The organism is Spirosoma aureum, assembly GCF_011604685.1.
GTDB lineage: Bacteria > Bacteroidota > Bacteroidia > Cytophagales > Spirosomataceae > Spirosoma > Spirosoma aureum.
In genome coordinates this window covers 1,771,893-1,796,158 of sequence record NZ_CP050063.1, presented here as the reverse complement: position 1 = coordinate 1,796,158, position 24,266 = coordinate 1,771,893, and the positions used below count along the sequence as shown (strand labels likewise).

The following is a 24,266-nucleotide window of genomic DNA, read 5'->3' as shown; positions in this document are numbered from 1 at the left end:
ACCAACATTCTGCATACCTCAACTTTAACGGGCTTTTAACAAGTATACTAACTTTGTTTTGTTACTTTAACAATCAGATTAATACAAAACTTATTACGAATGAAAACGCTCGCTACTTTTCTCCTGATTAGTTTACTGGCCGGATGCGTAACGATACAATCCAATATAAAATCGGATGCCATCCCGACATTCAAGCGGATTTTAGTCGTTACGAAGCTAAGAAAGGCCCCGGAAAGCTATGTTCAGGGATTTGTCAAATCGTTTCCAGTAACTTATGAGGTATGTACGGTGGCCTTAAGCCCATTATCATTCGACAATCCCGATGAGGCTGTCCGGAAACAGGCCGAAGCCTGCCAAAGCGATGTTATTTTAACTCTCGAACTGAGTAAAACGGGTCATTCAAGCCGATACAATAGTGTTCCATACGAATACAATGCCGAAATGAGTAGCGTAGCTACGGGGCAACCCTTCTGGAAAGCCATTATCTCATCGAACCCGACCTATGGCGAACGGGTACCACCACGTAGCGTGGTTAAACGGCTGTTGAAAGATCACATCATTGAAGGCAAGCTACCTGAATCACTACAGGCCCTCAATTGAGAATACATCGATGGTTGCGTTCTGAATATTCCGGACACGGGCAAAAACAGCCGTGCCATTACTTCCGCCTTTTAAATCCGTATTGCCTTCCAACGTCTCGATCGCATCCCCCAAAACAGCCGTTATGATCCCCGTATGAAACCAGTCGTTATCCTGCGGATTGCGCAGAATGAACACATCACCAATCCGAATACGATCTGGTTTTTTGCGGATCAATGCACTATCTAATAACCGGCCGTTATCCTTCCCACTGAGCGCCATAGTATCGCAACTAAGCGTCTGGGGCATAATCGACGTAAAATTGCGGCCGTGTGCCGAGGCTACCTGATCGAGTACCGTCTGCACAAAGCCTACGCACCATTTGAACGGCAACCCATCGAACCCATCGCAGTAACCACGTACCCATGGCCCAAGGTTTTGCCCATCATCGGTCTGAATTTCGGCGGATCGCTGGTTTAAGTGCGCTTTTGCAACTTGTACAACGGCTTTACGCGTATCACTGACGGTGGGTTTTGCCTGAAAAGCCGTTGATAACGGAGCACTGAGCCGGGCAAATAGTTCGGAGGTGACAATCCCCGTTTTAGGCAACTTGAGAACCGCCTGAAAATTCTGCAACGCCCGCTCGGTAGCCGGCCCAAACTGGCCATCAATGGCAGTTGTCAACACTGCCTGTGGATAACGTAACGCACTTAAACACAACCATTCCTGAATTCGCCGGACATCGGGTCCCTGGCTGCCTTTTTTGAGCGTATCCGAAAAAAGTAGTTCGTTTTGGTAAGAGGTTTTGATCATACTACATATTTGCCCGGCCCCACAATCCAGGCACACTTGGTGGACAGATTATTCTTTCAGCTTCTCATTGTTCAAATGCCGGGTGGCATCGCGGCTGTTTTTTTTTGCCAGGTTTTTTGCGAAGGCCTCGGTCAGGTCAACTCCGGTCTGGTTGGCCAGGCAGATCAGTACCCAAAGTACATCAGCCATTTCGTCGCCCAGGTCTTTATTTTTATCCGATTCCTTCTCTGACTGTTCGCCATAGCGCCGGGCAATAATTCGGGCTACTTCGCCAACTTCTTCGGTCAGCATAGCCATGTTGGTCAGTTCGTTAAAATACCGAACGCCGACGGTTTTGATCCAGTCGTCGACAGTTATCTGTGCATCTTTAAGAGTCATATAGTAGTAAAGTCAATTAATTGATTTCCCGCTTGAGTATCACCATCACATTTCGCGATTGGCCCTGACCTATATTGAGATCGACGGATGATACCACCTCCCAACCTTCAGCGCCCAGTTCATTTAGTTTATTGGTCAACTCCTGTGCATCAACCGATCTGCTCCAGAACCCTCTGGCCGCTACGTCTAACGTAAGATACTCGAACTTTTTCATGCGATTGGTTAGCCCTGAAACTAACCAGAGCTGGATTTTTGCCGCGAAGATAGTGGTCGGGCCATCAACTAAATCAACTTTACTGTACTACCGGGCGTTATAGCTAAAAGTGTAAGCTTATGTCGTTCGTTGCGCCCGTTACCATACAGAAAATCACCGGCAACAATCTAATCGAAGCGCCTGACTTGCTGGCTGTTGAGGAGCCTCTCGAAATCCGGCTGGGATTTGGCCCAATCGATGACCGGCAGCAGCGTAGCGTTGCCGTTACGATGCGCACACCCGGCAATGACGAAGAGTTAGCGATGGGTTTTCTGTTTACAGAAGGAATCATTCAGAAACCCGCCGATATCATTTCGTGCCGACATTGTGTTCAGGATTCGGCCAAAGATGGGAACGTTATCCGGGTTGAACTTAATCCGGATGTACCGGTCGACTGGTCGCGACTAACACGGAATACGTTTACCTCATCGAGCTGTGGACTTTGTGGTAAAACCACTATCGATGCCGTAATGGCGCTTACACCAGGGCCGATTTCATCTGATTTATTGATCGAACCTACCATCCTGCATGCCTTACCTGACCGGGTCCGGACTACACAGCGAGCCTTTGCCTATACGGGCGGTATTCATGCAGCCGCCCTGTTCGATGCTACGGGTGCATTACTACTCGTTCGGGAAGATATTGGCCGACACAATGCCTTAGATAAACTCATTGGGGCTGCTTTCTGGCAAAACTGGCTACCATTAAGCCGTTATGGCGTATTTTTAAGTGGTCGCATCGGCGTTGAACTTGTTCAGAAAAGCTGGATGGCTGGTCTTCCACTATTGGCAGCCGTAGGAGCGCCGTCGAGTCTGGCCGTTCAGATGGCACAGGAGGCCGATATAACCCTGGCCGGTTTTGTACGGGATGAGCGCTTCAATATCTACAGTAAACCCAATCGGGTAAGTTCTTGAACCGAACTGGCATGACAGCCGGTAAGATCTCTCCGAACAGAAGGCTTCACTCCTGCTTTTTATCAGCGTTCATTCTGACGCTGGAGGAATGAATAAACTCTCCATTTTTGTTGATAGGCTTTTCGCTAAGGATACAAGAGATACTTTTCTCGCAATACCTTGAACTGGTTCAATTCCTTTTTCCAGGCAGCCCGGATCGCTTTTTCGGATTTCCCGTCAGTTATCATGATTCGCACAAAGTCGTTACCTGCCAATTTATCGAAAGCAGCAGGTCTGATAAAGAATTTGGTTTTGTCGGGAGCTTTTTGGTAAAAATCAATGAGGTATTTCAGCGTGAAGCCTACTTTTTGAGCGTTTACACGTCGCAAGTCCAACCCATAGCATAATTGACCTTCGTTGGCCGGATTAAGAGCTCCCGGCCGGTCGATCGGTGTAAACATATACTGGCCATAATTGGGGCTTGTACCGCCAATTACCTGAAACTGCGTATCAGTACCGCGCCCAAAGTTGATTTCAGTACCTTCAAACAAACAGAGCGATGCGTACATTAAAATGGCCTTTCTATTAGGCAGATTAGGCGTTGGCGGCACGGGTAAATCATAGGGCATCTGATGCGTGTAATTTTGGCAGGCAACTACTTTTAGGGTACAGGGTTTACCACTGGCGAGCCAGCCTTCGCTATTGATCATTCGGGCCAACTCGCCTACCGTCAGCCCATATACGATAGGCACAGGATTTAACCCGACAAATGAAGCAAATTTTCGATTCAGGACAGGCCCGGCTACATAATGGCCGTTTGGATTTGGGCGATCTAAAATAATGAGCGGTTTATCTGTTTCGGCGCAGGCTTCCATTATGTAGTGCATTGTGCTGGAAAAAGTGAAGTAACGCACGCCAATATCCTGAATATCGAAAACGACGACATCAACATCTTTTAGTTGTTCGGTTGTGGGCTTTGTATTGGCTCCGTAGAGTGACGTAATGGGCAGTCCCGTTCTGGCGTCAATACTGTTATCGACTTTTTCGAGCGGGCTGGCAACACCTCTATACCCATGCTCGGGCGTGAAGATCATTGTGATGGTAACCCCCAAACTCAATAAGCTATCGACCAAATGTCTATGGTTGCTAAATATAGACGTATGATTGACAACCAAGGCGACCTTTTTCCCTAGCAGGTCAGGCAGATACTCACCCGTCTGTTCGCAACCCAATCGTAGGTTTTGTGCTATCAGGTTAAACGGTATCAGTAAAAAGGCAGTAATAGCCAGGAGTTTAAAAAATCGTTGCCCCATATGACCGAAGGTTATGAGAGGTTTAAACAAGCGTACATTACCAACCTGAATTTTGGGAAAGATTTGGCGATAAAATCCGTTCATTCGTCGGAATTGGCCACAAATAATCGCGGGTCGCGTTAAACGATTTGATGAATGATGGTACCTCAATGGTTTTGACAGCATTATTATCTACATAGTCGATGCCTTCAATTGTACCAACTAAAACCTTATCGCCAATTTTCCAACGTCGGAGATCATAGAGCCGTAGCCCTTCAAACGCTAATTCGATAGCTCGCTCCCGACGCACAAGTTCACGCAAATCGGCTTGCGATTGCGGCAGCGAAATAGCTGGTAGTTTTACGTCGCCCCGAGTCCGAACCGCATTGATAGCATCCAACACACTCTGATCTATTTGGTTTTGCTCAATTTTTGCCTCGGCATACGTCAGCAATACCTCGGCATAACGTAGCTGAATAATATTGATACCACTGTTAGTGGGTGTAGCCGCATCGGCATTGTTTACATATTTGCGGGAAGTAAATCCCGTTGCCGTTGCATAAAACGTGCCACCGACAGCATCAGGCGTGTTGCTGGACGGCAATGGATTGAATACCTTTCCATTAGGCAGCAAATCGCCCGGTACATAAAACGTAAAACCCAAACGTGGATCCCGGTTCTGGTAGGGCTTTTTTGGATCAAAGCCGCTGGTTGGATCAATAATCGGTTTGCCGTTTGCCATTGAATACATCGTAGCCAACGCTTTTGTTGGCACATAAGAATTGGACGTCAGGGCGGAGGTTTGCCCATAAGGAGCCATCTGGTTAAATACCGGACTTGGCAGTACATCTTTAATATACTCCCGATCCAGAATAACCTCCGGATTTCGCTCAGCTGTATAGCCGAACAGGTCGGCGAATTTCGGATAGATGGTGTAGATGCCCAGCTCCATCACAGCTTTGGCATCGGCTGCAGCCTGCTGATATCGACCAGCATACAGATTAGCGCGGGCTTTCATGGCCAGAGCCGCCCCTTTCGTAACCCGGCCAATATCAGTTCCGGTATAGCTGGCAGGCAAAAGCGAAGCCGCTTCAGTCAGTTCTTTATCGATGAAATCCCAGATCTGGCTTACGGGTGTACGGGATAACCCTTTCCCGTCCTCAATTGAAATCACTTTCGTAATAAGAGGAATATCGCCGAAAAGAGCCGTTAACTTAATATACTGATACGCCCTCAGCGTTTTGGCTTCACCTTTTACGCGGTTAACAATGGTCTTGTTCGTAACAGGAATGGCATCGACATTATCCAGTACGAAATTGGTTTTCCTGACTCCGGCCCATAGTGTTGTCCACTGGGATGAAATAACCGAATTCGACGCATCGTAGCTGTTTTTTTCGACCAGCGCATCAGCATTAAAGAACGAATTCACGTGGGCAATATCGCTGAATGCGTCGCGCTGAAACAGGGTCACCCCATCGTCTAACACTGCCGAATAAGCTGCATTGACAGCCAGTACGGCATCGTTTTCGGTTTTCCAGAACAAATCCGTTGATAAGCGGTCGTTGGGAGGCAGTACTAACAAATCGGTTTGGCATCCACTCAACACCAGCATGGAGAAGGCTATAAGCCCCGCCTTAATATAGTTTGCGTTCATTTTTCTTGTGATTGGTGGTTAAAACTGAATATTTAGTCCAAAACTCGTGACCGACACCTGCGGATAATACGTGGCCCGACCACTTCCTGCCTCGGCATCAAGTCCCCATTCATTCAGTTTGGAAAAGGTTAAGAGATTTGTTGCCGACAAATACACACTGGCACTTTCCAGTTTCATTTTCTGGACTATTCTGGTTGGCAGATGATACATCAACTGTACGTTCTTTAGCCGCAAGTAGTCACCATTAATGACGAGCCGATCAGCGGTGTACATGTTGAATAAATCCCTTTTCAGAGGTCGCGGAAAGCGAGCGTTCGGATTGTCGGGTGTCCAGTAGTTAGTACTTACTAGTTTAGGAACAAAGCCTTCATTGTTGCCATTTTCGGCCAAAGCACCCGCTAAACGAGCATCTACACCGGCTGCACCCTGAAAAAACAACGATAACTCGAAGTTTTTAAAGCCTATATTCCCATTCAGCGAGTAGAGTAGTTTGGGAAATGAGCTACCGATAATGGTACGGTCGTTGGCATCAATTTTCCCATCGTTGTTCAGATCGAGGTATTTCACATCACCAGCCGCCCGGCCCGTAGTGATGGTTGGGTACCTTTTGGCTTCGTCGTCGGTTTTGAAAAAACCATCGGTTTTATAGCCCCAGAGCGAATTAATGGGAGAACCTTCTTTTATGATAAACAGCGGATCAATATCACTACCGGAAATGTAGGGACCCGTTCCGGCCAGACTGACTACCGTGTTTTTATTGGCCGAGAGGTTAAGTGTTGCGCTATACCGGACGTTTTTCGCACCTACATTCCGATAGCCGAGTTGTAATTCGAAACCTTTGTTTTCAACCTTACCTGCGTTTTGAGGGGGTGCGGCCAAACCAACAGTTGCCGGAATAGGCAAGTTCAGCAAAATGCCATCGGTTAGCTTATTATAGTAGTCGAACCCAACGCTAAACCCTCTGAAAAGCTGGGCGTCGAAACCGAAGTCAACCTGAGCCGTAGTTTCCCAAGTTATATTTTTGTTAGCCAATTGGGTCGGCGAATATGAAATAGCGGTAGCCCCATTGAAGCCATAGGACGAAGCTACCAGCGACTGATAGTAGCTATATAAACCAACCGACTGGTTGCCGGTTTGTCCCCACGAAACCCGTAGTTTCAATTCATTGACAAAGCCTGCTTTCTTCATGAACGACTCTTCTGAAATGCGCCAACCTGCCGAAAACGAGGGAAAAAAGCTATACACATTCGCACCTGTAAACCGCGATGACCCATCGTAGCGAGCGTTGGCTTCAAACAAATACTTGTCGGCAAAGGAATAGTTGACACGGCCAAAGTATGAGCGCAGGCCAAACTGCGCATCCGAACCGCCGTTGTTTTTGGTGCCATCATTAGCCCCCTGACTTAGCGCCTGAATGTCGTTGTTGTAGAAATTCTGACGATAGGCATACAATCCCTTAAACACATTGTTGATGGTCGAATAACCAGCCAGGGCTTTCAGGTAGTGCTTTTGCAGACTTGTCTCGTAATTCAGGTAATTATTCCAGGTATATTCGGTGGCGTTTTTGAGTGTATCGGTCAGTGCATTATTGATAATGTTCCGCGTTACATTTTTGACCAGATCCACATTTTTGTAGGCATTTGTGAAATTCTTTTGTCGCAAATTCTCGATCCGTAACGCCAGTTGGGAAGTAAATCGAAGTCCTTTTACGATTTCATAATCGGCCTTAAGGCTCGAAAATATGCTTTCCTCTATGCGTTTCGAGGTACCGTCCTGCTCGGCCTCTATGCGGGGCGTAACGCCTTGTGCGCTCAATCCGTAGGTTCCGGTAATGCCCGGATACGTTCCCTCCAGCGTACTAAAATACCGGGGCGTGGCAAACAGGGTGCCATGGATGAAGCGGTTAAATACTTCGCTTTCATTGACTGGTGCAACTGTGTAGCTGTTCCGGTAATTAATATCGGTCGATACGTTTATTTTATTTGACACCTTGAAGTCGGTATTCAGTCGAATGTCACGCAAATCGGCACCATAGTTCAACGGCACATCCAGAAGGGAAGCCTGTTTTTGCTGGCGGATGCTCAATCGGGCACGAATACTTTCGCTACCACCACTAACTGAAAGGCTGTTGTTGTATTGAGGGGCAACTCCTAGCATGGTTTTAAACCAGGAATTAACATCGGGATACAGTTCAGGATTGGTTTTATTCCCGTTCAGGTATTCCTGGATACCCACATCCGTAAATTTAGCAGGTAGCGGAATTTTGGCATTGTTATAGGCCACCTGCTCTAATTTCATGTAACTCGGCAAATCCATCTCTGGATTATTGACCGACCGTTGCAGGCCGTAAAACCCATTATAACTGACCGTAACTTTTCCCTCTTTTGCCCGTTTAGTCGTAATCATAATCACGCCGTTAGCTGCCCTTGACCCATAGATGGCGGTTGATGCTGCATCTTTCAGTACAGAAATAGATTCGATATCGTTGGGATTAAGGTTGGTCAATTGCTGCTCAATGCCATCCACAATCACGAGGGCTTCGTTGCTGTTGCTCAGGGTTGTAACACCCCGCACACGCAGGGTGCTGGTAGTGCGGCCCGGACTGCCACCCTGGTCAAGTACGGTCAGACCGGCCACCTGCCCCTGTAAAGACTGCTGGATACTGGAATATGGTCGCCTAACGAGTTCGGTACCTTTAACGGTCCCTACCGCATTAGTCAGGCTCACTTTCGATTGCTGGCCGTAACCTACCACCACAACTTCATCGAGCGATTTGGTATCTGCCGCCAGCGAAATCGATATATCACTTTGATTACCCACCTTCACCTCCTGCGTGATGAAGCCGATATAGCTAAAGACCAGAATGGCCTGATCGCCCGGCACATCAATCGAATACCGGCCATCTTCATTCGTAACGGTGCCACGGGTTGTTCCTTTTATAACGATAGAAGCCCCGACAATCGGTTGTTTTTTTTCATCGGTGACCTGCCCTTTCACACTTGTGGCACTTTCTTTTTTTTCGATCGCATCGGTTTTGTTTTCATTGGGAGCATTTCTCGACGGTGACTTGATTTTCCTTAGTAAAATCCGATTACTGATTACCTCATAATCAATCAGATTTGGAATCAACACTTCATCCAGAACCGTTGAGAGTTTTCGGTTCTTTAGATTGATCGTTATCCGTTGGTCTGAGTTAACCTTGGTACTGTACACAAATTTCACATCGGCCTGTTTCTCGATCTGGGTCAAAACCGCGCGTAATTCAACCTGATCACCGACAAGCGATACGGTTCGATTCAGTACTTCCTGTGCGCGAGTATCATATGCCAGCGTAACACTAACCCCTATGACACACATCAGCAACTGAGTAAGCGTGATTCTCATAAGTTTCCTCCAGTTACTGGAGGTTTGTAAATCATTTTTCATAGCTTTATTTGTTTTTCGTTGAACAGATGAAAAACTCTATCCCTTCTACAGATTGGCGTTTGTCAAGGGATAGCTACACCAGCCGAAAATGCGGAAACATTTTCGGCTTTTTTATTAACAGCCTTCACCATTGATGAAGATAACCGTACCTCTTTTTTCGTACGTGGCATCAATAGATTTGCAGATTAATTCTAATTGAATAAATAGCGATAGGGCATTCAAATCGGCGGTAATATGACAGTCTTTTGTTTTCGGATTAGTAATAACAAACTCGATTCCGTATAGTGTCGAAAGCGTATTCAATACAGTTTGTAAGGGCGTCGACTGGAAAATTAATTGGGGGGCCATGTTCTCTACGGATGCCACCGGTATTGGCTTTTCAACAATACCGGGAATAATATTCTGCGAGGCTTCATCAAACGTAACCTGCTGATTAGGTGTCAGAATTACACCTGCCCGTTCATTTTTATGGCTTGATTTTTCGGTATAGACTGACACCCGACCTGTTGCCACAGCGACCTCAATGGCATTGGCTTTTGGTTTTATCCGAAAACTTGTTCCGAGCACTTCGGTAATCAGCGTGCCCGAATGCACAATGAAGGGCTTCGTTATATCTCGTTTGACGTAAAAAAAAGCTTCGCCGGTCAGATACACTTCGCGTTTACCCTGATTGAAGTTTTCGCCGTAAACAAGGCTGCTTTTTTGTTTTAGCAGTACGACGGTTCCATCTTCCAGTTTTACTACCTGTTCTGCCGAGGTCATATTCTTCACTTCAATACCAGTGCGGCCCAGCTTATTTGCTACCGCAAACGGTCCATTTTTAAGAAGCAGCGAGGAGGATGGCACTAACCAGAAAAGTCCCACTAATAGGCAAGCTGCCATCCCACTCAGCCATGCAGCACGCATCCAGATAATTTTCGGCTGAATTTGCTGATCAATGTTTCGCCATATTCGTTGCTCAACCTTGTTTCTCTCAACTTTGGTGAAATCAGGTAACTCATTGGCCAGTTGTCGCTGCGACCATGCTAACAAGTACCGATCCTCTTCCTCAGAGGTGTTACCCTCCAGATAGCGTTCCGATAACTCATTAAATTCTTGTTGTGTCATTGTACGTTGATTTAATTATCAGACTGATAATGGCTTAAATTCTCTCTCAAAAATTTCAGGGATTTCGTAATATGATATTCAACTGCCTTTTCTGAGAGATTCAGATCTTCGGCGATTTCTCTAACCGATTGGTTATGGAAACGACTTCGACGAAACACGTCGGCGCTTTTTTCGGGTAATCGACCGAGGGCGGCTTCGGTAGCATCCATGAGTTCGTGAAAACTCACAAAGTCATCGGTGGGGTGGTTCTGATAGATATCCTGAAAAATAATATATTCTCTGTATTTTTGTAAACTAATCTTAGATTTCATATATTTATATACTTGATTTTTTACAGCCAGCATCAAATAAAGATCCAGTTGCTTGATAATGATTATTGACCGCCGTTTCCAGAGACTCATGAAAATGTCCTGAATCAATTCTTCGGCATCTTCCTGCACATTGATTTGGTGATAAGCTATTTTAAACAGCTTGTACCAGTAGCGCTTATAGATCTCCTCAAAGCTCGCCCTATTGCCCTGATGAAAAAGCGTTACCAACTGCTCGTCATGTAGCTGTTTCGTATTCATTTAGTTACGGGATATAAATACTCTTACTGGGTATAAGTACCCTAAAGCAGAAAAACCCCTAAAAAAAGCAAAAAAAATAAGCAAATAGTCAAAATTCACCAGTCTGAGGTAGGCCAAATACCAATTTTCAATGACTTAGTTAGAATTATAAATATTCTAATTATCGAATATAGTTTGGGATTAGTAAACTATGTAATATATAGTTTATATTAATATATAAACTATATAAGCAAAAGTTTTTATATTTAAATATTTTAAAATAATATTGCTACCGTAACATTTAACCCCTTTACTTATGAAGTATTTTTCAATTATCGTCTGTATGGTATTTATGACACTGAGCTGTCGGGAGATGAGCCCAGTAGATTCAATGACGGCCGAGGCTAAAAATGGATCGGCCAGAGCAGCAGGAGAGTATAAAGAAATTATGGCAGGTTATTATAGAACCGGGGCTGATAAAGCCGATCACCCGGAGAAATTAACTACCATGCTTGATTTACCGACTGACCTGGATATGGTAATGATTTTCCAAGTCAATACGAGTTCCACAAGTAACTACTGGAATGTGCTAAGGGATACATATGTGCCGGAGCTTCATAAGCGTGGCACTAAAGTCATTTATACAGTAGGTGGTATTAACATGGGGCCTGAATATACACATAATACCGCCGGCTATGAAAAATATGCCAAACACCTGATCGACAATTACCTCATTAAATATAACGCAGATGGTCTTGATTTTGATATTGAGGATTCTCCAAGCGGCCAAACGCTAACCGATAAAGTAGGTATTGTTACCGCTTTGTCAAAATATGTAGGACCTAAATCAGGCACAGGAAAGCTACTTATTTATGATACAAACCAGGATGGAACCACTCCCTTTTTTCAAGCTATCTATGATAAAATTGATTATGTGTTCTTGCAGGCTTATGGCCGTAGTGCAACCAGCGTTAATAGCACCTACAATAACACCTACGCCAGTAAACTACCCCTGAACAAATTTTTGCCTGGATTCTCATTCCACGAAGAACGGGGTGACTTTCACGATGTTCACTCCCCTGATGATCAGAAAGGAATTGCTTATGATTACGCGAAATGGAATTTGGGTAAGAAAGGGGGAATTTTTGCGTATGCTATTGACCGAGATATTCCCGATCAACAAACGGATACGAGCCCAGCGCCCGATTACAAAGTGACCAAAAACCTGATCGATATCCTTCATGGGAACGGCGTTCAATTCTACAGGGATTATTACTATGGTGGTCCCGTATCGACCTATCTCAAGAAGGGAACTTATACGGGGTACCAGTTGACCGTTGCTGGCGTGCCCAATGATTGGGCATCGTCGGTGAAAATTCCTGTTGGCTGGAAAGTAACCATGTACGCAGACGATAATTTTACTGGTCAGTCGTGGGTGCTTACTGCGAATAAGAGCTCTTTTGGATCACTTTCACCCAGTGCAAATGACAAAATAACGTCGGTAAAGATTGAATAACGGGTGGTAACACAAGTTTAAAAAGCGGGGAGCCAACTCCCCGCTTTTTTGGTAAAAAGGGCAATGTAATTCAATCACAGGGGAGTTGTAAGGCGTACCTAAAGGCTTGACTAACAGCCATGTCTTTCACAGACAATATAGGCTGACTATTTTCTACCCGGAAGGTCAGTTCGTTATCAACGATCATGTCGACGTTCGGACTTTAACATGAGTTCATATCTGCTGTAGACGGAGCCTTTAGGGCGTTCACGCTTTCAGTCGTACCCTGGAAATGAAAAACTAAAACCTCTCTGTCAGAAGGGGTTAAATGTCGCCCGGGAGCAGCCCCATGCGGAGCAAAGTAACAACCAACAGTCGCTGTTGGCTAACTGGTGTTGATTACTTTTCTCTTTTGAACGCAACCGCTTCAATTTCCACCAAATAATCAGGATTGGCTAAACCGGCCACAACAATGCCGGTAATAACGGGCGGATTACATAATTTTTTCAAAAAACTCTGGGCACCTTCAAAACCCTTTCGTACGTCTTGTCCCTGAACAATATAAATTGTCAATCTAAACAAGTCGTCTACCGTTGCATCGCAGGAATTTAAAGCAATTTCAATGTTTTTCAATACGTATTCCGTCTGTAAGGCTATGTCGCCTTTGCCAATTATTTCCAGATCTTTTGTTATTGCATTTTGTCCACCAATATAAATTGTACTGCCATTTCCCTTTGTAATGGCAATCTGAGAGAAAGCCGGATTTTTCAATAATTCGTCTGGGTTCAGAAATTCTACGGTTGAGTTCATATGTTCTGGCTGTTGTTTATACAATAACTTCTCTTGACGACTTTTGTCCAGGATGAGTGAATACTTATCCTAATCCGAGAGCAATTTATAAGCTATTAATAACTTGATTAGAGCCAAAAATTACACGATCAACCTTTTACATAAGCCAGTTTTTCCGCCACCTTTCCATTTCGTACTTTGAAAATATCCACTCCCCTCAAATGCCAGGGTTTCCCTTCTTTTGTCTTGCGATAAATCCACCTGACAACACAACGGTCTCCAGTCGCAAAAATCTCCTCCGTCTCAAAAATAGCGTCTGGATTTGCCGCAAAGAATTTCCCCCAATACGCCCTGACAGCATCAGTACCCAATAAACGAGTACCATCAGGTTGTGGGTTCGTGTTCTCAAAAATGCAGTCTTCTGTCATAGCATTCATGACAGCTTCGACATCGTGACGATTGAACGCTGCATTGAACCTCTCCACCGCAGCCAGTGTAAGATTTGTCGAACTATTTTCTGTTTCGCTTACCATACCTGCTTGTGTTTTCTTTTGGCTATAACTGGTTTTACATGATGTCAAAATGAATGATGCCACGATAAGAAGTATCAAATTTTGATTCATTTTCTTAATAGTTTACATGTAGTATTTTGCTAAGCAAAATTAAAACCTGCAAAATCCCGATGTGGCTCAGGATCGGTAAAGACCCGTCTAACGTTGAGTTGACGGCTCTCCTAAAGGTGCTGCGAATACACGAAGAGGGATTCACAGAGCATCACTTCTGGCGACTAACTTGATGCTTGAGCATGAAGGAAACCCCTTCTACCAAACAACATAGCAAACCAACACCCCTGAACAGGCTGCCCCAGCCAATGACATAGTAAGTAGCATAAAGTTGGATGTCAAAAGCGTCGTCTTTGATCCAAAACGAGACAATTAACAAGAGCAAACCAAGCGCTAAAAACATCAATTTGGTATTCATAGGTAATTAGCCTAAGGTATGCACTAAAGTTAGCTGTCTTGCCGCACGCTACGTCAGATTTGACTACCGCAACCAGGATATTTCCTGTACCAAACGCGGCCCTATCGAAATGAGTCGATTACCAATTGAAACCTGGCTGTCACGCTTTTTTATCCAGAACGAAGTACTTCTAGTTCGAATCCTTTTAAACTAAATTCATCCATAGATCACAAAGAATTGCGACCACTTGCGTTTCACTCAACACTTAAAGAACTGATGATGAAAGAATTACTCAAAACGAGCGAGGGAACTCGCTCGTTAATTAATTGGCAATTGGGCTTGCCAGCATGCTTTGAGGTTAAACCTGTCGATATAACTATCACAGCTCAAACGTAATACCCTGCGCCAGCGGCATGGTAGTGCCATAGTTGACGGTATTGGTTTGCCGACGCATGTAAGCTTTCCAGGCGTCGGAGCCAGATTCACGGCCACCGCCCGTTTCTTTTTCGCCCCCGAACGCACCTCCGATTTCAGCGCCCGATGTTCCGATGTTTACGTTGGCAATACCACAGTCGGAGCCAGCAATGGATAGGAAACGCTCAGCCTCCCGCATGTTCAGGGTAAAAAGGGCCGATGATAGTCCCTGTGACACAGCATTTTGCTGAGCAATCGCGTCGTCTAGCGTGGTGTATTTCAGCAGGTAAAGAATGGGCGCAAAGGTTTCCTTCTGTACGATAGGCCACTGATTTTCGGCTTCGGCAATACAAGGCTTCACATAACAGCCTGATTCAAAACCTAATCCGTCGATCTGGCCTGGCTCAACAACAAACCGTCCCCCCAATTCGCGAATCTCGTTTACGGCTGTCTGATAGCCTTTTACGGCCTGCTGATCGATGAGCGGCCCAACATGGAACGACTCATCCAGCGGGCTCCCAATTCGTAATTGAGCATAGGCATTTTTGAGCCGATTCTTTACGTCATCGTAAATACTCTCCTGAACAATAAGCCTGCGCGTGGTGGTGCATCGTTGGCCAGCCGTGCCAACGGCTCCGAACACAATTGCCGGAATGGCCAGATCAAGATCGGCATGTTCCGATACAATAATGGCGTTATTACCGCCCAGTTCGAGCAGACTACGGCCCAATCGTCCGGCAACGGCTTCAGCAACCGCCTTACCCATGCGCGTACTACCCGTAGCCGACACCAGCGCGATACGTGGGTCACGGGCAAGCCATTCACCCGCATCGCGACCGCCGATAACAAGACACGACACACCTTCGGGCACATCATTATTGCGCAAAACCTCGCCAATGATCTGCTGACAGGCCAACGCGGTCAATGGCGTTTTTTCGGATGGTTTCCAGATACAGACATCGCCACAAACCCAGGCCAGCATCGCATTCCATGACCAGACGGCTACGGGAAAGTTAAAGGCCGAAATAATACCCACAACCCCCAACGAGTGCCATTGCTCAAACATCCGGTGAGCCGGACGCTCCGAATGCATCGACAGGCCATACAACTGCCGCGACTGCCCAACGGCAAAATCGCAGATATCAATGATTTCCTGCACCTCGCCCAAGCCTTCCTGGAGCGACTTGCCCATCTCATAGCTGACCAGTGTACCAAGTTCACGTTTATACCGCCGGAATTGCTCCCCCATCTGCCGGACAATTTCGCCCCGGCGCGGAGCGGGAACCTGCCGCCATTGCAGAAAAGCGGCCTGTGCCGTTTCAACAACGCGATCATAATCAGCCCGACTCGACACATGGACGCGTGCAATGAGCTGACCGTCGGCGGGTGAATAGGAATCGATTATTTTTTCGGAAGATTGCCAGAACTGTTGCCCGGTACTGGTTCCGGGTTTTACGGGCTGCGTTGGTAAAGGGAGAATCGACTGCATAACTATCGGTACTCAGTAGGTTGATGTGTTGGCAAATCTAGTGGCCTTTGTATAAACAACGGACACATGACAGTAAACTTTTTACGTCCAATTAGGTTGATAACATGATGATTTGTTATCTCAACGACCATGCAACGTTATGAAAATCAATGTAACACTTAGTTTACTGACGCTCGGAGCAGCGTTGGCAACTGGAGACGCCTGGGCACAGTCTACGCCCACCGGGGCAGCTACCTCAACGACTTATCCGCAGGGTGCTATCGCTCCCGATTCTACACCCGCCCCATCGTCACGAAGTCAGCGACGAGCCATGAAACGCAATAAAAAAGCCATGGAACAGAACGCGCGCATGAACTCAGGTACCTCAACGAGTGTGCAGGATGGTCAGTACCGGAAAAGTTCGGCCAGCGACGGCACGTCCATTAACAACAGTAACACGACGAACTACAATAGCAACAACGTTACGAATGCTCCTACGGGCGTTGGCAGTAATCCAACAGCCGCAACGCCTACGCCCGCCGATCAGGTGAGCAACGGACAGAATAATTCGGCTGCCCGCAGTTCCGTGAGCAGCGACGGAAGCAGTTATTCGCCCAATACGGGTGCAACTCCATCGGGAACAAGTGTCAGCACTTCAGGCACCGGAGCCGCGGTATCGGGCGCAAGAACCGGGAGCGGAACACCAGCCGTAAAAGCAGGCAGCACGAACCGTAGCACCAGTGTAGGCGATTTTATTTCATCATCGCCAAATTACACGACGCTGCAAAATGCCCTGCAATCGGCTGATTTATTTGAGACACTCAAAGGAAGCGGCCCTTACACCGTGTTCGCACCGTCGAATAGTGCCTTTAAAAAACTACCAGCCAACGCCCAGAGCGGTCTGCTGGAAGGTAGCAACCGCGATGCACTAAAGCAATTGCTCTCCTATCATGTAGTACGGGGAGAAGTCGATATAGCCGAGTTAAATCGTCGAATCAAGGCGGGTAATGGTCAGGCCGAATTACAGACACTGGCAGGAAGCACACTGATGGCGAAACAAGGTTCAAACGGCAGCATTGATTTGACCGATGATCAGGGACATACCGCCAGCATCGACGCTGGTGATAATTACAAATCAGCAAATGGTGTTGTGCACAGCATTAACGTTGTACTGATGCCCAAAGCAGGAGGTACTATGTTTCGGTAGATGAGCGTTACAGTATACCAATGGCCGTGGAAATGAGTTTAAGCGCTCATCGCCACGGCCATTGTCTGTTATCATCAGACTGTAGCTGGTCTTTCAGTTCGTTTTGCGGTAATTCCAGATGGCCCAACCATTGAGCACGATGGCAAAACCGACTTCGTAGAGCAATTGGCGGGTTACATCGGCCAGCCCACTGCCTTTCAGAATAATCATTCGAACCACTTCGATAAAATGCGTAACGGGGGTCATATACGCAATGGCCCGCGCCCAGGGTGGCATGCTATCGATAGCGGTAAATAAGCCGCTCATCAGAATAAAGATCATCACGAAGAAAAAGGCGACGAACATCGCTTGTACCTGCGTATCACTGTAGGTTGAAATGAGCAGCCCAAACCCCAGCAGAGCAACCAGATAAACGCCCGCAAACAGATACAGTGTTGCCAGACTCCCAACTGGAATAATGCCGTAGACGAGTCGGGCAATAAGCAATCCGATGGTGAATACGATCATACCCAATACCCAGAACGGAATCAGCTTGCCCAGAATAAACTGCCACTTCTGAATGGGTGTCACATTGATTTGTTCGATGGTGCCAATCTCTTTTTCCCGCACAATATTTAGTGCCGACAAAAACCCGCCTACCAGCGTCAGGAGTAAAACCAGAATACCGGGGACCATGAAAAAACGGTACTCGCCCAGTGGATTGAACCAGTTTGACGAAGTTACGTCAATGACTGTAGCCTCGTTAAAACGGCCGGGCTGTATCCACTGTAGCCGGACATCGCCGTTGAAATCACCAATAATCCGACTCAGGTAAGCACCGCCCAGCCCCGCTTTGGTTCCGTTAATGGCGTCGACCGCCAGCGACAGCTTTTGCGAGCCTTCGCGAACCAGATTCCGTTCAAATCCGGCAGGAATTTCCATGATCAGATCGGCCCGATTGTCTTCAACCGTGTGCAGGGCCTCCTTAAACGAATGGCTGGCTTCGATAATGCGGAAATAACCGGATGAGCCTACTTTCGAAATCAGCCGCTGCGAATAAGTGCTGTGATCGTTATCGACAATAGCCAGATTCACATTCTTCACATCGAAATTGGCGGCCAATGGCAGAATAATCAGCTGGATCGATGGCATCGCAAAAATCATGGCCAGGATACTTTTGTCGCGGAATATTTGCCGAAACTCTTTCCGGAGCAGAAATTTCAGGATTCTCATGCGAGCCGTATGTTAAAGTTCTTCAGACTAATTCCCAATAATCCAATGGCCATTCCGATCAGCACAACTGTTTCTTTCCAGACGGCACCAAAGCCCAGCCCTTTCAGCATAATCGCTTTCACTATCAGATAATACCACCGCGAGGGAACGATATTGGACACCAGTTGCAACGGTAGCGGCATGTTTTCCAGCGGAAACATAAATCCCGTAAACAATATGGTCGGCAGCATCATCCCCATCATAGACGCCAGCATGGCCACCTGTTGCGAGGCCGTTATGTTAGAGATCAACAAACCCAGCGAGAGGCAACAGATAATGAACAGTGTACTCTCGGCAAACAGCAGCACAACACTCCCCCGAACGGGTACATCAAGCACAAACACCGCTAGCACCAGAATCAGGGCAAAATCCAGCAGCGACAGCACCAGATAAGGAACAGCTTTGGCAATAAGAACCAGAATCGGTTTAAAAGGTGAAACCAGCAATACCTCCATGGTTCCCAGTTCTTTTTCCCGAACGATGGAAACAGACGTCAACGTAGTGCAGACAATCATCAGAATCAATGCTAAAACCCCCGGAATAAAATTCAGCGAACCATTCATATCAGGGTTATAAAGCATTCGGGTTTCGGTCTGAATCTGATACGGTAAGGCTGCCGCTGCATTGATTTGCTGCTGATAATCACCGATAATTCCGGTCAGATAGTTGGTGATCGTTGTGGCCGTATTGGGGTCCGATGCATCGGCAATGATTTGAATCTGCGCTTTGTTAACATGGCGTAAATCGTCATTAAAGCCCGTCGGAAAGATAATGGCCGCTCTTATTTTTCCTTCCCGAAACGCACGTTCCATGTCGGCATAGCTCAGTACGGACTGTTGTAGATTGAAATACGAGCTAGACTGAATTTTGGTAATGATCTGTTGCGTAGCTATATCTTTTGAAAAATCGACGACGGCCAGATTGATGTTTTTAACCTCACTGCTCAGGGCATAGCCAAACAGCATAATCTGCGCCGTTGGCAACCCAAACAGGATGAGCAACGTACGCCGATCACGGAAGACGTGATAAAATTCCTTTCGTATAAAAACCAATAGTTGTTTCATGCCCGTAGTTGGTTGAACTTAATCCGCAGAACGTTTGGCACCCCGAGCCAACTGGTAGAAAACATCATCCATTGAATCGGTGGCAAACTGTTTTTTCAGATTTCCCGGCGAATCCAGCGCGTCGATTTTACCATCGACCATGATCGAAATCCGGTTACAGTATTCGGCTTCGTCCATGTAGTGCGTTGTCACGAAAATGGTGATGCCCCGATCGGAAGCATCGTAGATCAGATCCCAGAATTGCCGACGCGTAACGGGATCAACTCCGCCGGTCGGTTCGTCCAGAAACACAATTTTGGGCTCATGAATGATGGCGACCGAGAACGCGAGCTTTTGTTTCCAGCCCAGCGGGAGGCTCCCAACCATCTTTTTGGCTTCGTGTTCAAGCCCCAGCGTACTGACCAGTTCGTCGCTTTTCGTTTTCAGGTCTTTGTCCGACAGGCCATATACGCCCCCGAAAAATTCGATATTTTCCAGGATGGACAGGTTTTCATAGAGCGAAAACTTCTGACTCATGTAGCCAATGTTTTTCTTGATCGACTCCTGCTGCTTGTAAACATCGAAACCCGCGACCGTAGCCTGCCCGGAAGTAGGAAACGACAGGCCACAAAGCATCCGCATGGCCGTGGTTTTACCAGCGCCATTGGCACCTAAAAAGCCGAATATTTCACCGATTTCTACATCGAAGGAAATCTTGTTGACCGCCACAAAATCGCCGAATTGCTTCGACAATTCATGACAGGAAATGGCTTTCTGATTCGTTGCGTTCATACCAGTAGTGGTTAATCGGCCTGTTTCGTCATGAGTTCGATGAATCGGTCTTCAATGGTGGGCCTGATGGGTTTCACCTCAATGCCGGTATGCTTTTTTTGCTCAAGATATTGAAGCAACGTTTGCGCATTCTGGCCGTTATCCTGTCTGAAGGATACGTGTAGATACTCACCAAAGGCGTAACTGCTTCGTATTGAGCTATTCTGCCGGATGTCGTTCAACAGCTGATGAATAGAATCTGCTTTAACGGCGAATAGCTGCCCCGGATAAGAATTTATCACGTTTTCCGGTGTGTCGATGGATAGTATTTTACCCGTTTGAATCAGCGCAATTCGTTCGCAAAGCGTCGCTTCGTCCATATAGGGCGTTGACACCAGAATGGTAATGCCCTGTTGTTTCAGACGCTTCAGCATATCCCAGAATTCTTTGCGGGAAACCACATCTACGCCGGTCGTCGGTTCATCCAGAAACAGGACCGTGGGTTTATGGATCAGTGCGCAGCAGAGAGCCAGTTTCTGCTTCATTCCGCCCGAAAGCTTACCTGCCCGGCGCTTTTTAAACGGTTCGATTTGTTCGTAAATGTCTTTGATCAGGGCGTAGTTTTTCTGAATGGTTGTGCCGAACAGGGTCGCAAAAAAAGTCAGGTTTTCTTCAACGGTTAAGTCCTGATAGAGCGAAAAACGTCCCGGCATGTAGCCAACGGTGTTCCGGATAGCCTGGTAGTCCTTCACAACATCGTACCCATCGACGGTTGCGGTGCCTTTATCGGCCAGCAGTACCGTTGTCAGAATACGAAAAATGCTGGTTTTCCCGGCTCCATCGGGCCCGATCAATCCGAAAAGTTCGCCCGGCTCTACTGAAAAAGAAACCTCATCAACGGCCAGAACTTTCCCGCTGTCGTAGGTTTTTGTCAGATTCATCAGCGTCACGCCCCCCATGATTACTCAGTTCGTTTTGGGTTTATTCGAATCCAGAATCACTTCGCCATACATACCGATTTTGAGGTAACCGTCATTTTTGACCCGTATTTTGGTAGCATAAACCAGATTGGCCCGTTCATCCTTCGTCTGAATTGTCTTGGGCGTAAACTCCGATTTGGTTGAAATCCAGGAAATTGTACCCGGATATTCTTTAAATCCTTTTTCGCCATTATCGATCCGTACCGTAACCGGCTGATCGACCTTCACCTTTGGGAGTTGCGTACCCGTAATGTAGGCCCGAAGGTTAAGGGTGTCGGTGTTGGCAATCCGGTATAACGGCTTACCCAACGTGGCCATTTCGCCCGCAAAGGCATATTTGGTCAGTATCGTCCCTTTCACTGGATTAATAATCTGACCTTTCTGCACCTGTACTTCATATTGTTCGGCGGCCTTTGCCAGAGAACCCTGTTCGCTCAAAACGCCCCGGTTTTGCGACGCATTATTGGTTTCGGCGACCCTGATTTGCTGGCGGGTTACGTCCAGCTGTTTTTGTAACTGATCGATCTGGGCATTGAGGTCGTCTAACTGCTTTTGGGTAGCTGCATCCGCTTTGATCAGATTTTCGGTTCGTGTTCGCTCGTGCACCAGTTGCTTTAGCTGGGCTTCCTGAACAGCGAGCTGCCGCTGGGTTAGCTCGACCTGTGGCCGCACACTGGTAGTTCGCTCCCGCAGCGCCTGCATCGATGCCTGCACCTGCTCTTTCTGAAGTTTGGCGGAGGTCACATCAATCTGACCAACTGTTTGACCGGCTTTCAGTACATCGCCTTCATTAGGCGAAAACGTTAAAATCTGGCCGTTCTGCTGGGAGGACACGATAATCTCATCAGCCTCAAAATTGCCGGATGCATCATAATCAGGCTCGTTGTTCTGACATGATGCCAGCCCGATGGCCGTTGTAATAATTAGAATTGCAAAGGGTTTCATTAGTTCGACACTGGTTTAATTTCCGGACGTGTTTTTATGAGTATACTGAGCCCGTAGTAGCTGAATTTGGTGTAGAATAAGGTTTTGCCGGGCTTCGTTTTCGGCATTCACCTGATTGATGTAATCGTGGGACGTAATGACACCATTTTGCAATTGGGCATTGGCCGAGTTCTTAACGGAAGCCCGCAAGTCAATAATCTGATTGTCCTGAGCGATCAAATCCTGGTATTTCTGCACGTCCGAGCTCTGCTGAGCCATCGACAGGTTGGTATTGAACAGAAACGTTTCCCGTTGGATATCCACGTTTTGCCGATTGATTGCCAGTAATTGCACATCGTTGCGGTGCGTGGTATAGAAGCTACTCAGTGCCCAATTCAACCGAATACCCCCAATCCAGAAGAAATCAAAGGTATTATTGATGAAATTGAAAGTCGGGCGGCCATAGTTTTCCTGAAAAAAAGCACTGACTTTTGGGCGGTAAGCGGTCTGTAATTGCTTTTCCTGCACGTCATAAATCCGTTTCTGATTTTCGTACAGCGTTAGCTCCGGCCGGTTTACCTGAGCTGAAAGCGTAATGGGCTGCGGCCTGACAAATACCGTACTGTCGTTCAGCGGCTGGTTGATTAGAGCGCCCAGCATTGTTACGTAGGCGCGCCGGGAGGCTTTCAGTTCGGTAGTCGCCTGATCAGCCCGGATCAGCTCAGCTTTCAGTTCATTCAGGCTACTCCGGAAAGCAGTTCCGTTGGTGAGTGCGCCCTGTGTTTTATCGACTCCACTCTGAATATCGGCTTTTCGTAAATCGGTTTGTTTGAGCTGCTCATCGATCAGGGCAATACCAAAAAACAATTGATTGACCCGCTCCCGAAGCGCATACAGACTGACCTCGAGATTTTGCTCCTGAATGGCAGCATCGGTCCGGCGAGCCTCCTGGGTGTATCTGATCGCTCCACCATCATAAATCAGCTGATCAACCTGCCCGGTGACTTTATATTGATCCTTACTGATTTTAGGCAGGGCAATATTGGGCGGTATTACAGCACCCAGTGCCGATTCGGAGAAATCAACCGTTTGGTTTTGATAGGTGGCCTGGCCCGAAAGCGTCAGTTGGGGCAGGTATCCTTTCGCAGCATTCTCGACCGAATAAGCGCTGGTTTTCTGAATCAACGCCCGCTGCTTAATGAGCGGATAGTTCTGTTTAGCCAGCGTATAGCAATCCTCGATTGTTAATGACTGGCCCACCTGAGCCATCAGGCCAACCGAAATGGTCAACAAGCCTATCAACATGCTTATCTTTTTCATGATTAAGCCGGTTCAAATTGACTTAAAATTAATTTTTAAAAATATTTTTAACACCTGAGCAAAAAAAAATTCAACTGGCCTTTAAAATCGCGCTAATCCATAAGGGTATCAACCGTTTACGCTCCTGCATCAAGGCATAAAACTCGGCCGGTTCCTGATTGGCAATTACCTGAACCAGGGGTCGTGCAATAAAGGGCATTACCACCAGGCTCATGATGCTCATCATAATTTGCATTGGATGCATACTGATTTCATGCGCATCCAGTTCAGCCTGTAACTGCTTAAAAAAATACGACTGTATGATCTGCTTTCTACCCACAATATCAACCAGTTTGTCAGGATTCGCTGTTACTTCCCGGAAAACAAACAGCGGCAGTTCGGGCTCATTCGTAAACAGGTCAATATAAAACGTAACGATCTTCTGTACTTTCTCGCTGAGTGACGTTTTCGGATCCATCATAATCTGCTTAATGGAGCCTGCAATCTGCTGGATATTCTCCGCCATAATGATGTCGAACAGTTTCTCTTTGCTCCGGAAGTAGTAATTGAGCAGCGCAATGTTCATTCCGGCTTCCTCCGCAATATCTTTCACACGAGTGGCGGCATACCCCTTTTGCGTAAACATCTTACGGGCCACTTCCTTGATCCGTTCTTCCGTTGTGCCGTCCAGCGCGTTATTGGCCGATTTCTCCATACAGTCT

23 protein-coding genes are annotated in these 24,266 nt (G+C 46.8%); 4 read left to right on the top strand and 19 right to left on the bottom strand.

Annotated features, from left to right (window positions below; translation table 11 throughout):
• The first annotated feature begins 99 nt into the window (after positions 1 to 99).
• The gene (locus G8759_RS07245) at positions 100 to 600 is read left to right on the top strand and encodes a hypothetical protein (RefSeq protein ID WP_167206566.1); all 501 of its coding nucleotides are present in this window, start codon (positions 100 to 102) and stop codon (positions 598 to 600) included.
• Here G8759_RS07245 and G8759_RS07240 read toward each other — a convergent pair.
• The 3 genes from G8759_RS07240 to G8759_RS07230 are packed head-to-tail and all read right to left on the bottom strand — an operon-like array spanning position 583 to position 1,984.
• Positions 583 to 1,392 (bottom strand): peptidoglycan-binding protein, encoded by an 810-nt coding sequence (locus G8759_RS07240; protein ID WP_167206564.1) that lies wholly within the window; start codon positions 1,390 to 1,392, stop codon positions 583 to 585. The two genes, G8759_RS07245 and G8759_RS07240, sit on opposite strands and share 18 nt — an antisense overlap.
• A gap of 48 nt (positions 1,393 to 1,440) precedes the next feature.
• Positions 1,441 to 1,770, bottom strand: coding sequence for a nucleotide pyrophosphohydrolase (locus G8759_RS07235; protein WP_167206562.1), 330 nt, complete (start codon positions 1,768 to 1,770; stop codon positions 1,441 to 1,443).
• Between the two features lie 16 nt (positions 1,771 to 1,786).
• Complete coding sequence (locus G8759_RS07230) at positions 1,787 to 1,984, bottom strand: DUF4177 domain-containing protein (RefSeq protein ID WP_167206560.1); 198 nt, start codon at positions 1,982 to 1,984, stop codon at positions 1,787 to 1,789.
• A 119-nt stretch (positions 1,985 to 2,103) separates the two neighbouring features.
• Here G8759_RS07230 and fdhD point away from each other — a divergent pair, with 119 nt between their 5' ends.
• Positions 2,104 to 2,937: a formate dehydrogenase accessory sulfurtransferase FdhD gene (gene fdhD, locus G8759_RS07225; protein WP_167206558.1), complete on the top strand. Its 834-nt coding sequence runs from the start codon at positions 2,104 to 2,106 to the stop codon at positions 2,935 to 2,937.
• A 125-nt stretch (positions 2,938 to 3,062) separates the two neighbouring features.
• Here fdhD and G8759_RS07220 read toward each other — a convergent pair whose 3' ends face one another.
• The 5 genes from G8759_RS07220 to G8759_RS07200 form a co-directional block, all read right to left on the bottom strand.
• The gene (locus G8759_RS07220) at positions 3,063 to 4,229 is read right to left on the bottom strand and encodes an exo-beta-N-acetylmuramidase NamZ family protein (protein ID WP_167206556.1); all 1,167 of its coding nucleotides are present in this window, start codon (positions 4,227 to 4,229) and stop codon (positions 3,063 to 3,065) included.
• A 37-nt stretch (positions 4,230 to 4,266) separates the two neighbouring features.
• Positions 4,267 to 5,862 (bottom strand): RagB/SusD family nutrient uptake outer membrane protein, encoded by a 1,596-nt coding sequence (locus G8759_RS07215; protein ID WP_167206554.1) that lies wholly within the window; start codon positions 5,860 to 5,862, stop codon positions 4,267 to 4,269.
• A gap of 18 nt (positions 5,863 to 5,880) precedes the next feature.
• Complete coding sequence (locus G8759_RS07210) at positions 5,881 to 9,246, bottom strand: SusC/RagA family TonB-linked outer membrane protein (protein WP_167206552.1); 3,366 nt, start codon at positions 9,244 to 9,246, stop codon at positions 5,881 to 5,883.
• A 156-nt stretch (positions 9,247 to 9,402) separates the two neighbouring features.
• On the bottom strand, positions 9,403 to 10,395 hold the full coding sequence (locus G8759_RS07205) for a FecR family protein (protein ID WP_167206550.1): 993 nt from the start codon (positions 10,393 to 10,395) through the stop codon (positions 9,403 to 9,405).
• Positions 10,396 to 10,406: 11 nt separating this feature from the next.
• Positions 10,407 to 10,964, bottom strand: a complete 558-nt coding sequence (locus tag G8759_RS07200) for a sigma-70 family RNA polymerase sigma factor (protein WP_167206548.1) — start codon at positions 10,962 to 10,964, stop codon at positions 10,407 to 10,409.
• Positions 10,965 to 11,259: 295 nt separating this feature from the next.
• Here G8759_RS07200 and G8759_RS07195 point away from each other — a divergent pair, with 295 nt between their 5' ends.
• Positions 11,260 to 12,459 (top strand): EndoS/ChiA family endoglycosidase, encoded by a 1,200-nt coding sequence (locus G8759_RS07195; protein WP_167206546.1) that lies wholly within the window; start codon positions 11,260 to 11,262, stop codon positions 12,457 to 12,459.
• 378 nt (positions 12,460 to 12,837) lie between these two features.
• On the opposite strand, the gene G8759_RS07190 is transcribed toward G8759_RS07195, so the two are convergent.
• The 4 genes from G8759_RS07190 to amaB all read right to left on the bottom strand — a co-directional run bounded on the left by G8759_RS07190 (position 12,838) and on the right by amaB (position 16,090).
• Positions 12,838 to 13,272, bottom strand: a complete 435-nt coding sequence (locus G8759_RS07190; protein WP_232074159.1) for a RidA family protein — start codon at positions 13,270 to 13,272, stop codon at positions 12,838 to 12,840.
• A 104-nt stretch (positions 13,273 to 13,376) separates the two neighbouring features.
• The gene (locus G8759_RS07185; protein WP_197933105.1) at positions 13,377 to 13,850 is read right to left on the bottom strand and encodes a nuclear transport factor 2 family protein; all 474 of its coding nucleotides are present in this window, start codon (positions 13,848 to 13,850) and stop codon (positions 13,377 to 13,379) included.
• Between the two features lie 151 nt (positions 13,851 to 14,001).
• Positions 14,002 to 14,208 (bottom strand): hypothetical protein, encoded by a 207-nt coding sequence (locus G8759_RS07180; protein ID WP_167206544.1) that lies wholly within the window; start codon positions 14,206 to 14,208, stop codon positions 14,002 to 14,004.
• Positions 14,209 to 14,566: 358 nt separating this feature from the next.
• Complete coding sequence (amaB, locus tag G8759_RS07175; protein WP_167206542.1) at positions 14,567 to 16,090, bottom strand: L-piperidine-6-carboxylate dehydrogenase; 1,524 nt, start codon at positions 16,088 to 16,090, stop codon at positions 14,567 to 14,569.
• Positions 16,091 to 16,229: 139 nt separating this feature from the next.
• Here amaB and G8759_RS07170 point away from each other — a divergent pair, with 139 nt between their 5' ends.
• Positions 16,230 to 17,276, top strand: a complete 1,047-nt coding sequence (locus G8759_RS07170) for a fasciclin domain-containing protein (protein WP_167206540.1) — start codon at positions 16,230 to 16,232, stop codon at positions 17,274 to 17,276.
• A gap of 93 nt (positions 17,277 to 17,369) precedes the next feature.
• Here G8759_RS07170 and G8759_RS07165 read toward each other — a convergent pair whose 3' ends face one another.
• From G8759_RS07165 to G8759_RS07135, 7 genes are all read right to left on the bottom strand, one after another.
• Entirely contained in the window at positions 17,370 to 18,488 is a 1,119-nt protein-coding gene (locus tag G8759_RS07165) for an ABC transporter permease (protein WP_167206538.1), read from the bottom strand.
• Entirely contained in the window at positions 18,485 to 19,591 is a 1,107-nt protein-coding gene (locus tag G8759_RS07160; RefSeq protein WP_167206536.1) for an ABC transporter permease, read from the bottom strand. The genes G8759_RS07165 and G8759_RS07160 overlap by 4 nt, the downstream gene beginning before the upstream one ends.
• 18 nt (positions 19,592 to 19,609) lie before the next feature.
• Entirely contained in the window at positions 19,610 to 20,362 is a 753-nt protein-coding gene (locus tag G8759_RS07155; RefSeq protein ID WP_167206534.1) for an ABC transporter ATP-binding protein, read from the bottom strand.
• A gap of 11 nt (positions 20,363 to 20,373) precedes the next feature.
• Positions 20,374 to 21,300, bottom strand: coding sequence for an ABC transporter ATP-binding protein (locus tag G8759_RS07150; RefSeq protein WP_167206533.1), 927 nt, complete (start codon positions 21,298 to 21,300; stop codon positions 20,374 to 20,376).
• Between the two features lie 6 nt (positions 21,301 to 21,306).
• The gene (locus G8759_RS07145) at positions 21,307 to 22,266 is read right to left on the bottom strand and encodes an HlyD family secretion protein (protein WP_167206531.1); all 960 of its coding nucleotides are present in this window, start codon (positions 22,264 to 22,266) and stop codon (positions 21,307 to 21,309) included.
• A gap of 15 nt (positions 22,267 to 22,281) precedes the next feature.
• Positions 22,282 to 23,565 carry a TolC family protein gene (locus tag G8759_RS07140; protein WP_232074158.1) on the bottom strand — a complete coding sequence of 428 codons (1,284 nt, stop codon included), beginning with the start codon at positions 23,563 to 23,565 and terminating at the stop codon, positions 22,282 to 22,284.
• Between the two features lie 70 nt (positions 23,566 to 23,635).
• Positions 23,636 to 24,259 (bottom strand): TetR/AcrR family transcriptional regulator, encoded by a 624-nt coding sequence (locus G8759_RS07135; protein ID WP_167206529.1) that lies wholly within the window; start codon positions 24,257 to 24,259, stop codon positions 23,636 to 23,638.
• Positions 24,260 to 24,266 lie beyond the last annotated feature (7 nt).

Excerpts from the sequence above, each read along its gene's own strand:
- G8759_RS07245 (WP_167206566.1), top strand. The coding sequence starts at position 100 with ATGAAAACGCTCGCTACTTTTCTCCTGATTAGTTTACTGGCCGGATGC.
- G8759_RS07240 (WP_167206564.1), bottom strand. The coding sequence starts at position 1,392 with ATGATCAAAACCTCTTACCAAAACGAACTACTTTTTTCGGATACGCTC.
- G8759_RS07235 (WP_167206562.1), bottom strand. The coding sequence starts at position 1,770 with ATGACTCTTAAAGATGCACAGATAACTGTCGACGACTGGATCAAAACC.
- G8759_RS07230 (WP_167206560.1), bottom strand. The coding sequence starts at position 1,984 with ATGAAAAAGTTCGAGTATCTTACGTTAGACGTAGCGGCCAGAGGGTTC.
- fdhD (WP_167206558.1), top strand. The coding sequence starts at position 2,104 with ATGTCGTTCGTTGCGCCCGTTACCATACAGAAAATCACCGGCAACAAT.
- G8759_RS07220 (WP_167206556.1), bottom strand. The coding sequence starts at position 4,229 with ATGGGGCAACGATTTTTTAAACTCCTGGCTATTACTGCCTTTTTACTG.
- G8759_RS07215 (WP_167206554.1), bottom strand. The coding sequence starts at position 5,862 with ATGAACGCAAACTATATTAAGGCGGGGCTTATAGCCTTCTCCATGCTG.
- G8759_RS07210 (WP_167206552.1), bottom strand. The coding sequence starts at position 9,246 with ATGAGAATCACGCTTACTCAGTTGCTGATGTGTGTCATAGGGGTTAGT.
- G8759_RS07205 (WP_167206550.1), bottom strand. The coding sequence starts at position 10,395 with ATGACACAACAAGAATTTAATGAGTTATCGGAACGCTATCTGGAGGGT.
- G8759_RS07200 (WP_167206548.1), bottom strand. The coding sequence starts at position 10,964 with ATGAATACGAAACAGCTACATGACGAGCAGTTGGTAACGCTTTTTCAT.
- G8759_RS07195 (WP_167206546.1), top strand. The coding sequence starts at position 11,260 with ATGAAGTATTTTTCAATTATCGTCTGTATGGTATTTATGACACTGAGC.
- G8759_RS07185 (WP_197933105.1), bottom strand. The coding sequence starts at position 13,850 with ATGAATCAAAATTTGATACTTCTTATCGTGGCATCATTCATTTTGACA.
- G8759_RS07180 (WP_167206544.1), bottom strand. The coding sequence starts at position 14,208 with ATGAATACCAAATTGATGTTTTTAGCGCTTGGTTTGCTCTTGTTAATT.
- amaB (WP_167206542.1), bottom strand. The coding sequence starts at position 16,090 with ATGCAGTCGATTCTCCCTTTACCAACGCAGCCCGTAAAACCCGGAACC.
- G8759_RS07170 (WP_167206540.1), top strand. The coding sequence starts at position 16,230 with ATGAAAATCAATGTAACACTTAGTTTACTGACGCTCGGAGCAGCGTTG.
- G8759_RS07165 (WP_167206538.1), bottom strand. The coding sequence starts at position 18,488 with ATGAGAATCCTGAAATTTCTGCTCCGGAAAGAGTTTCGGCAAATATTC.
- G8759_RS07160 (WP_167206536.1), bottom strand. The coding sequence starts at position 19,591 with ATGAAACAACTATTGGTTTTTATACGAAAGGAATTTTATCACGTCTTC.
- G8759_RS07155 (WP_167206534.1), bottom strand. The coding sequence starts at position 20,362 with ATGAACGCAACGAATCAGAAAGCCATTTCCTGTCATGAATTGTCGAAG.
- G8759_RS07150 (WP_167206533.1), bottom strand. The coding sequence starts at position 21,300 with ATGGGGGGCGTGACGCTGATGAATCTGACAAAAACCTACGACAGCGGG.
- G8759_RS07145 (WP_167206531.1), bottom strand. The coding sequence starts at position 22,266 with ATGAAACCCTTTGCAATTCTAATTATTACAACGGCCATCGGGCTGGCA.
- G8759_RS07140 (WP_232074158.1), bottom strand. The coding sequence starts at position 23,565 with ATGAAAAAGATAAGCATGTTGATAGGCTTGTTGACCATTTCGGTTGGC.
- G8759_RS07135 (WP_167206529.1), bottom strand. The coding sequence starts at position 24,259 with ATGGAGAAATCGGCCAATAACGCGCTGGACGGCACAACGGAAGAACGG.